The organism is Paenibacillus sp. TSA_86.1, from assembly GCF_052691815.1.
Window position 1 is genome coordinate 114,722 of the sequence record NZ_JBQZGE010000017.1, and the last position, 8,919, is coordinate 123,640.

The 8,919-nt window shown below is 45.0% G+C and carries 5 protein-coding genes and 1 riboswitch; all 5 genes read left to right on the top strand.

Translation table 11 applies throughout. The annotated features are described in order from the left end of the window. The first annotated feature begins 393 nt into the window (after positions 1-393). The 5 genes from guaA (at position 394) to ACUTVW_RS23735 (ending at position 7,975) form a co-directional block, all read left to right on the top strand. Entirely contained in the window at positions 394-1,932 is a 1,539-nt protein-coding gene (guaA, locus tag ACUTVW_RS23715) for a glutamine-hydrolyzing GMP synthase (protein WP_434748085.1), read from the top strand. A gap of 667 nt (positions 1,933-2,599) precedes the next feature. Further along, a complete protein-coding gene (gene vanG / locus ACUTVW_RS23720) occupies positions 2,600-3,658 on the top strand; it encodes a D-alanine--D-serine ligase VanG (protein WP_445648021.1) in 1,059 nt (352 codons plus the stop codon). 111 nt (positions 3,659-3,769) lie between these two features. Further along, positions 3,770-4,840, top strand: a complete 1,071-nt coding sequence (locus ACUTVW_RS23725; RefSeq protein WP_445648022.1) for a D-alanyl-D-alanine carboxypeptidase family protein — start codon at positions 3,770-3,772, stop codon at positions 4,838-4,840. 48 nt (positions 4,841-4,888) lie between these two features. Next, the gene (gene alr / locus ACUTVW_RS23730) at positions 4,889-6,028 is read left to right on the top strand and encodes an alanine racemase (protein ID WP_445648023.1); all 1,140 of its coding nucleotides are present in this window, start codon (positions 4,889-4,891) and stop codon (positions 6,026-6,028) included. 290 nt (positions 6,029-6,318) lie between these two features. Beyond that, positions 6,319-6,418: riboswitch (purine riboswitch) on the top strand. Between the two features lie 180 nt (positions 6,419-6,598). Further along, positions 6,599-7,975, top strand: a complete 1,377-nt coding sequence (locus ACUTVW_RS23735) for an NCS2 family permease (RefSeq protein WP_434756349.1) — start codon at positions 6,599-6,601, stop codon at positions 7,973-7,975. Positions 7,976-8,919: the final 944 nt, after the last annotated feature.

The following is an 8,919-nucleotide window of genomic DNA, read 5'->3' on the forward strand; positions in this document are numbered from 1 at the left end:
ACCGCTCAGCGTGCGAAATAAGGTCCGGTGTGATCGTTAGCGTGTCGAGATGTTTTTGGTGCTGCCTCTTGGCATATTTGCTTTGCAACTTTAATACCGAATCACCACTCTCACTTATACTGATGGCTTTACCATGGCTTGTTATATGTCCATATGGCGGATGAGATCCGTTCTTTTATCCAATTATAAGAGTACACATGAGGGTGGATCATATGTGCTTGCTATATTGAACAAAATTTCATCCTGTAGATTCGCCTTTAGGGAATAGCATCGACTGTCGCTTTATGTCACATCTTCCCGTTACTTGCCTGAAAAATGGAGTTTCGTCTTTCCTTGACGGTAGGTTTTGTCGTTGCGTATAATTAGTTTCATTGAATTGAGGGAGGCACGGTAATGAATAAGCAAAATGAAATTGTGGTTGTCCTTGACTTCGGGGGCCAATACAACCAGTTAATCGCCAGAAGAATCCGGGATCTTGGCGTATACAGCGAGCTTTTGCCGTATAACACACCAGCGGAGAAAATTGCTGAAATTGCGCCAAAAGGTATTGTATTCTCCGGTGGGCCTTCCAGCGTATATGCTGAGAATGCACCGCACGTAGATCCGGGTGTTTATGATCTTGGACTTCCCATCTTCGGAATCTGTTATGGCATGCAGCTGATGGCTCAACAGCTTGAAGGTAAAGTCGAACGTTCCGAGAAGCGTGAGTACGGTAAAGCAGATCTGGAGTTTGCTGCAGGTGCAGCACTGGCTCAAGGTATCGAAGGTGAACATACAGTATGGATGAGTCACGGCGACCATGTTGTTACATTGCCTCCGGGCTTCAAACTGGATGCAGGTACGGAAAGTGCGCCAATCGCTGCAATGAGCAACGACGAGCGCAAATTTTATGCAGTTCAGTTCCACCCGGAAGTACGTCACTCCGTTCGTGGTAACGACATGATTCGCAACTTCCTGTTCGAAATCTGTGGCTGCGAAGGCAACTGGACGATGGAAACATTCATCGATGACACGATTAGAGATATTCGTGAAAAAGTGGGCGACGGCAAAGTGCTGTGTGCACTCAGCGGTGGCGTGGATTCTTCTGTTGTAGCAGCTTTGCTGCACAAAGCGATTGGCGATCAACTGACATGTATGTTTATCGACCACGGTCTGTTGCGTAAAGGTGAAGCAGAGAGCGTAATGGAGACGTTTGTTGGCAAATTCGATATGAAGGTTGTCAAAATCGATGCACAAGAACGTTTCATGTCCAAGCTCGCTGGCGTGGATGATCCGGAGCAAAAACGTAAAATTATCGGTAACGAGTTTATTTACGTGTTTGATGAAGAGTCCAAGCAATTCGATGATTTCGCATTTTTGGCACAAGGTACACTGTACACGGACATCGTAGAGAGTGGTACAGCTACAGCACAGACAATCAAATCCCACCACAACGTGGGCGGCCTGCCGGAAGACATGAACTTTAAGTTGATCGAACCGCTGAACACACTGTTCAAAGACGAAGTTCGTAAAGTCGGTACGGAATGTGGTCTGCCGGACGAAATCGTACACCGTCAGCCTTTCCCTGGTCCGGGTCTTGCGATCCGTGTGCTTGGTGAAGTGACGGAAGAGAAGCTGCAAATCGTTCGTGACTCCGACTACATCCTGCGTGAAGAAATCGCCAAAGCCGGTCTTGACCGCGAAATCTGGCAGTACTTCACTGCCCTGCCTAACATGAAGAGTGTTGGCGTTATGGGTGACGCGCGTACGTATTCCTACACGGTAGGTATCCGTGCTGTAACATCCATCGATGGCATGACTGCAGACTGGGCACGTATTCCTTGGGATGTGCTGGAGAAAATCTCTGTACGGATCGTTAACGAAGTAGATAACGTAAACCGTATCGTTTATGACGTAACGTCCAAACCGCCTGCAACGATCGAATGGGAATAGGTTGTGAATGATTAATAGGGTTAATCATTCACAATCCTTGATACATCAGGGTTTGTGATGTTAACTGCATTGACGGTACGTGGACACCTGCAGCAATTAAGCTGCGAAGAACACGATGCATACTCTCTTTTATCTGCTTAATTTAGCAAATAGAAGGGAGTATTTTTATGACTTTATGACCCGAATTAAAGACAGGATTTAAGCTCTCAAACTTGCGCAGCACACTCAGAAAGACAGCAAAGAAATCTATTCCGTGTGCAATAGGTTTCTTTGCTGTCTGTAAACAAGAGTAACTGACTTATGCAGGATAGGGTCTTGTCCTACAAGCTAATCTTGATGGATAAACAGTTTGAAAAGGGATCTAATCTTGGCTCCAAAAAGGGAACTACGGAAATTGCCAGAGAATAACTAGCCAAAGTCGAACCGGACTTGTGGGGGAAGCTCAATATATAAATTATTTTAGCTGCTTGCTGTGCTTGAAAAGCATGATGTCATCATCAACCCATCACTCCTGTTGATCTGCGTTAAATCGCAAATCAACGGGAGTTTTTGAGTTTCATTTTTAAAACTAAAGAAAAATTTAAGGATTTACCTTCTTTTTATTTAAACAGTTTTGTATAAGCTGATATTGTCCCCAAGAACGGACAACATAGGAGGTTTGTAAGATATGACTAAATTAACCGTGGTGATCTTGTTTGGAGGTTGCTCCTCTGAATATGAAGTATCCCTGCAATCCACATGTGCAGTGCTGGAGAGCGCGGATACGGATAAATACAATCTGATTCTGATTGGCATTACACGGGAAGGGCAATGGCTGCGATACCAAGGCGATCTGGAACACATTCGAAAGGATACCTGGTCACGGAGTGCACATTGTGTTCCGGCTTTTCTTTCACCTTGCCGCCAGGTACAAGGCATTGTACAAGAGCAAGACGGGATGTTACTCTCCACGAAAGTGGATGTGGTTTTCCCCGTTCTTCATGGCAAAAATGGAGAGGATGGTACGCTGCAAGGTTTGCTGGAGCTGGCAGGTATCCCGTATGTAGGATGTGATACCCTCTCTTCTGCGTTATGTATGGACAAGGAGATGGCACATATCATCGCTCGCAGTGCAGGAGTGCAGACATCCCGTTCGATAACCGTATATCCGCATACTGATCTGGTCGCCCTGCGTCCTGCTATTGAACAATTGGGGCTGCCTGTATATGTGAAGCCTGCCAGAGCGGGTTCATCCATGGGTATAAACAAATCCGGGGACTGGGAAGAAATAGAGCGGAGCATTCAGGAAGCTTTTTACCATGATAGCAAAGTTGTTATTGAAGAGAATGTTGATGGCTTTGAAGTGGGCTGTGCTGTCCTGGGAAACGTTGAGCCTATCGTGGGAGAAGTGGATGAGATTGAGATTTCACAGGGCTTTTTTGACTACACCGAAAAGTACACCTTGGCAACCGCACATATCCATCTGCCTGCAAGAATAGATCGGGCTTTATCCGATAACGTGAAAAAAACGGCTCTGCATTTGTACCAAGCCATGGGCTGCCGAGGGTTTGCGCGTGTAGATCTGTTTGTTCGCCCGACGGGTGAACTTGTATTTAACGAGGTGAACACGATTCCGGGTTTTACCGCAAACAGCAGATATCCGAGAATGCTTGCCGTAGCAGGTATTTCATATACCGAGTTAATCGATCAGCTGATTACGCTGGCGTTGAATGTGGAAGGGCGATGAGCACGGGAGAAAGGCAGGTTTATGTTTTTTGGGGAGCGGAGCAATCTCGTATTTTAATGTTCACATTAAGTCTAATAAGCTGGTCATTCAATAATATAAGGAGGAACTCAGATGAAGTCTTCAAAAGGGTTCATGAAAATAATCGTACTGTTAATCTTTCTGATTACCATCGGGGGCGTTGTTTATGGTATATCGGTGAGTCCTAAGTTCGCTCAAAACGGGTTGAATATTCAGGAATGGTTGAAGACTGATAATCTGGGGGCTCAATCAAGCTCTGTTCAACGCCACACTCAACCTGATAAAAACATGGCACTCAGTGCAGCAACGCTTAAACATTTGGATATTCAGGCGGGGTCCATGATTCTAATGGATGCAGAGAGCGGCGGGATTCTAATTGAGAAGCAGTCTGATCGTGTACTCCCGGCAGCGAGCATGTCTAAAATGATGACAGAGTTGCTTGTATTGGAAGCTATAGATAACGGGGGCATTCAATGGGATTCGGAAGTCACAATCAGTGCATATGCAAGTAAGATTTCAAGCCAGCCGGGACTAGCATCCGTCTACTTGGCTTCGGGGCAGGCATACTCCGTACGGGAGTTGTTTGAGGCAATGGCTATTTATTCGGCGAATGGAGCAACGATTGCGCTAGCCGAGGCTGTGTCGGGAGATGAACAGGCTTTTGTAAAAAGGATGAACGAAATGGCCCGACATTTTAATCTCGAGCATACCCGTTTTGTCAACAGTACGGGATTAAATAACAAGGATCTGGCTCAATTCTATTCCACAGGTAGTCCCAACGATACAAATATGATGTCTGCTAGGGATGTCGCTTTGCTCGCCCAAGTGCTGCTCGAACGGTTTCCAGAGCTACTGGATATTGTGAAGCAGCCAACGCTTCAGTTTCAAGGACAGTCCTTTGCCAATACGAATTGGATGCTGCCTGAAATGCATGAATATCAAGTAAGCTTCAATGGGGTGGATGGACTAAAAACAGGGTATACGGAAGAGGCGGGTTATTGCTTTGCAGGTACTGTGAAGAGAGGGGATACGAGGCTGATCTCTGTGGTCATGGACACTCCCTCCAAAACTGCACGGTTTTCTGAAACAGGGCGTCTGTATGCGGCTGTTTTTCAGGATAAATCTGCTGATGATAGAACTGTCTCCGTAACAGGTACAAAGTGATTGTTCGCTGCACAAATAGATGAATACAAGGGAGAGGGAGGTCTTAATATGAAATATCGGTCATGGGCGATTGTTCATCTGGATCATCTGGAGCATAACGTAAGAGCTATTCAAGCTTCTCTGCCTTCAAGCACTAGACAAATGGCCGTGGTTAAAGCGGATGCATATGGGCACGGTCTGCTTGAAGTTACGGGAACACTAGGCAAGATCGGAATACAGGCGTTTGCAGTAGCAACGATTGAGGAAGCCATTCGAATTAGAACCCACCTTGAGTATCCTGTAGAGGAGATTTTAATTCTTGGCAGAACACCGGAGGAGCGTTTTGACCAATTGCTTCAATTTAAACTAACGCAGACCGTCTTCTCGGAGGCCTATTTGGAAAAGATAGGTCAGTATGCAGCGAGTCAGCCTGTTCACATGGATGTACATATCAAAGTGGACACGGGCATGAACCGAATTGGGTTTTCGCATAACAACATAGCAGAGATTGAGAAGGTATTTGCGTATAGAAGTCTGCGCGTGAGGGGGATGTTTACACATCTTGCAGCCGCAGATGGTTTGAAAATGGTGGATGTCGATTTTACAAAACGGCAGATACGGCGATTTGACACTTGTCTCCAGCAATTGAAGGGATACGATTACGGACGTGCACATGTGCAGAACAGTGCAGGCATTATGAATTATTCTGAACTTAACTACGATTACGTAAGACCGGGGGTGATGCTCTTTGGTATACCCTCAGGTGATGTAGCACGAACAATACCCTTAAAGCCTGTAATGGAGCTTAAATCTTCAATTACTATGGTCAAAAAAGTAAAAGCCGGGGAAGCAATTGGATATGGACAAGCCTATGTTGCGAAACAGGATATGATGCTTGCTACGGTTGCCGCGGGTTATGCGGACGGTTATCCGCGTTCCTTGTCAGGGAAAGGAAGCCGTGTTCTGATTCAGGGACAATTTGCCACGATTGTGGGCAGGGTCTGCATGGATCAGATGATGGTTGATGTGACCCGGATCAAAGGTGTACGCGAGGGGGACGTGGTAACTCTGGTTGGAGAGGACGGGGGTAATAATATAGCAATGGATACCTTGTCCAGACTGGCAGGGACGATTAACAATGAGCTGGTATGTCAGATTTCCAGCCGTGTCCCCAGATTGTATCGAACCCATAGCCCCGTGCTGGTGTGATGTTGTTTCATTTTCATAACAGCAAAGCGAGCGTAGGCTCTTTATCTTTTAATTGTATTTTTAGATTCGTTTCAGTTGTTTTTCAGATCCGGCTTCAGGGACTGGGGATGATGAAGGGTATATCCTCTGATGAATTGCTGCATCAATTACACACTTAACTGGGTTAGAAATCGCTAAACTGGTTCTTTTTACTAAATAATACGAACGTTGAATTAGAAAGATGACTAGAACATTCGTTTTCGTGATTGACAAAATAGACCCTCTCCTCCTAAAATGGGTGATGGGAAACAAACAAAAAGCGCATACTAATTCGTATAATCCTGGGGATTGGCCCGGGAGTCTCTACGAGATCACCCTAATGATCTGGCTACGAAGAGGAGCAGGCTAAGCACATGAATTCTACATGACTGCGGTGGAACATCACCCGCGCACATTAGAATTTTTTTTGTTCTTGGTCAACGGGCCGTGTGCCTGCTTCTGGTCAAGCTGAACTCTGGGGAATTTAATTCTCAGGGTACTTTGTCGTTTTTCAATATAGCTTCAACATCTCTAAGGAGGAGTTAGTGAATTATGGATCGTTTCTTTAAACTCAAAGAAAACGGAACAAATGTTAGAACGGAGATTGTTGCGGGTCTCACCACCTTTATGACAATGGCGTACATTCTTTTTGTAAACACATTGTTCTTGGGTCAAAATGGGGCAGGAATGTCCGATAATGCAGTATTTTTTGCCACAGCCGTTGGTGCTGGATTAATGACAATTATTATGGGGTTGTTCGTAAACGTTCCGATCGCACTCGCTCCGGGTATGGGATTGAATGCATACTTTATGACCGTAGTTCTGAGTTCAAATGGTGCGATTAGCTGGCAGGCGGCGCTCGGTGCTGTATTCCTCTCAGGTATCGTGTTCATTATTTTAACCGTGACTCGGGTTCGGCAAATGTTGCTCGTTGCGGTTCCGCAATCCATTAAAATGGCAATAACCGTAGGTATTGGTTTATTCATTACAATCATCGGTTTCAAACTAGCTAATCTGGTAGCAGTAACCGTGAATGTTGCACCGGATGCAGATTTGAGCCAGCCGATTCCAGGCAGCAGCTTTAACTTGTCTCTGGGAAACTTTGTAACTCACCATGATGCATTGCTTGCTTTGATTGGTCTGCTGCTGATCGCAGTCCTGATGGTGATGCGTGTAAAAGGCGCTTTGCTGATTGGTATCGTAGCCACAACGTTGATCGGTATTCCGATGGGCGTAACCAATCTGAGTGGCCTATCCAGTGCAAGCTGGTTGCCTAACTTCAGTGATCTTGCTGTTGGACAACTCGATTTGAAAGGCGCTATAAGCCTGGGATTATTTGAAATCATCTTTATTTTCACATTCGTTGAACTGTTTGATACCTTTGGTACGATGGTTGGAACGGCGACGCGTATGGGCATTATGAAGGATAAAGCCAAAGGTGAGAAAACGATTGGTAAAGCAATGCTCGTCGATGCAGTTGGCGTCAGCGCAGGTGCGGCACTGGGTACAAGTACGATTACGGCTTACGTTGAAAGTGCTTCAGGTGTTGAAGCTGGCGGACGTACCGGTTTAACCTCGGTAACGACAGGTTTGCTGTTCATTCTTGCTTTATTTATTGCCCCACTTGCTTTGGTTGTTCCTTCTGCTGCTACAGCTCCGGCACTGATTATCGTAGGGGTACTTATGATGAGCCAAGTTCGAAGCATTGAGTGGGATGATTTCCTGCAAGCTTTCCCGGCATTCCTTACCATTGTATTGATGCCATTTACGGGCGGGATTGCAAACGGTATTTCTGCAGGGATCGTATCCTACGTCATTTTGGCTGTGTTCAGCAATCTCGTTACTGAACGTAAAGTGAAAGTACACTGGCTGATGTGGGTGCTCGCGATTATCGTTGTATGCCGTTACGTATTTATCGGCGGAGAGTGATTAACGGTTTGTATATGAAGAAAGCGGGGCTTCGATAGCACATCGAGCTCCGCTTTTTATTTTTTCTTCTATATATGTGTTTGGATGTGCACGGAATAACAGACGTACTGATTTGTGTTATTAATTTGATGGTTTTTGAACTGCTCCAGCGTTTTAATGAAATTATGATTCAGACTACCTTGTCTATGGCAATGGACGATAAGGTATTTGAAGTGATCCACTCGACATTTGTATGCTCTGTTGTCGAAGTACTTATAACATAATGCATTAATGGACTGAGAGGTATAAGGTCGGGTATTTTGATGTGAGTGCTCGGATGGGGGAGATGGGGAGGTGATCTGGTCGTAATCTTTGACGTGCATTAGCTAGAAGTTAGGCTTCCTCTTTTGGTTGAGTTTATTTAGTGGTACGGTATAAGATTTCTGAATAACGCGTACAATATGGATGCATTCGATTTAATATACCATTGATTGTTCATGTAGCAGTGAGCTCTAAAAGGTGGATATAAAAAAGCTTGCATTCTAAAAGCGTACATGATATATTATTAATCCGGCCAAGAAAACACAGATTACACGGTGCGGCAAGCAAATGAAAACAAGCTTCGAAAGAAACTTGAAAAAAGAGCTTGCAAAGTTGGTTCGGACATGATAATATATAAGAGTTGCTGAAACGAACTGGTTTTGGTAGCGGAATAAGTTTGATCTTTGAAAACTGAACAACGAGTGAGTAAACATTCTGCTTGCAGAATGAACGCGAAAGTATGAAACAAGCCTTGGCTTGGATCGACTGGAGCAAAAAAGAGATTTTTAATCTCGTCAGATTCAAAATGAGCTTATCGCTCTTTTCAATACCCCGATGAGTTAGACAGCGTTTAACGACGCTGAATCAATTCATCTTTATTGGAGAGTTTGATCCTGGCTCAGGACGAACGCTGGCGGCATGCC

Bases quoted from the DNA above. Each gene is read 5' to 3' on its own strand.
- guaA (WP_434748085.1), top strand. From the start codon at position 394: ATGAATAAGCAAAATGAAATTGTGGTTGTCCTTGACTTCGGGGGCCAA.
- vanG (WP_445648021.1), top strand. From the start codon at position 2,600: ATGACTAAATTAACCGTGGTGATCTTGTTTGGAGGTTGCTCCTCTGAA.
- ACUTVW_RS23725 (WP_445648022.1), top strand. From the start codon at position 3,770: ATGAAGTCTTCAAAAGGGTTCATGAAAATAATCGTACTGTTAATCTTT.
- alr (WP_445648023.1), top strand. From the start codon at position 4,889: ATGAAATATCGGTCATGGGCGATTGTTCATCTGGATCATCTGGAGCAT.
- ACUTVW_RS23735 (WP_434756349.1), top strand. From the start codon at position 6,599: ATGGATCGTTTCTTTAAACTCAAAGAAAACGGAACAAATGTTAGAACG.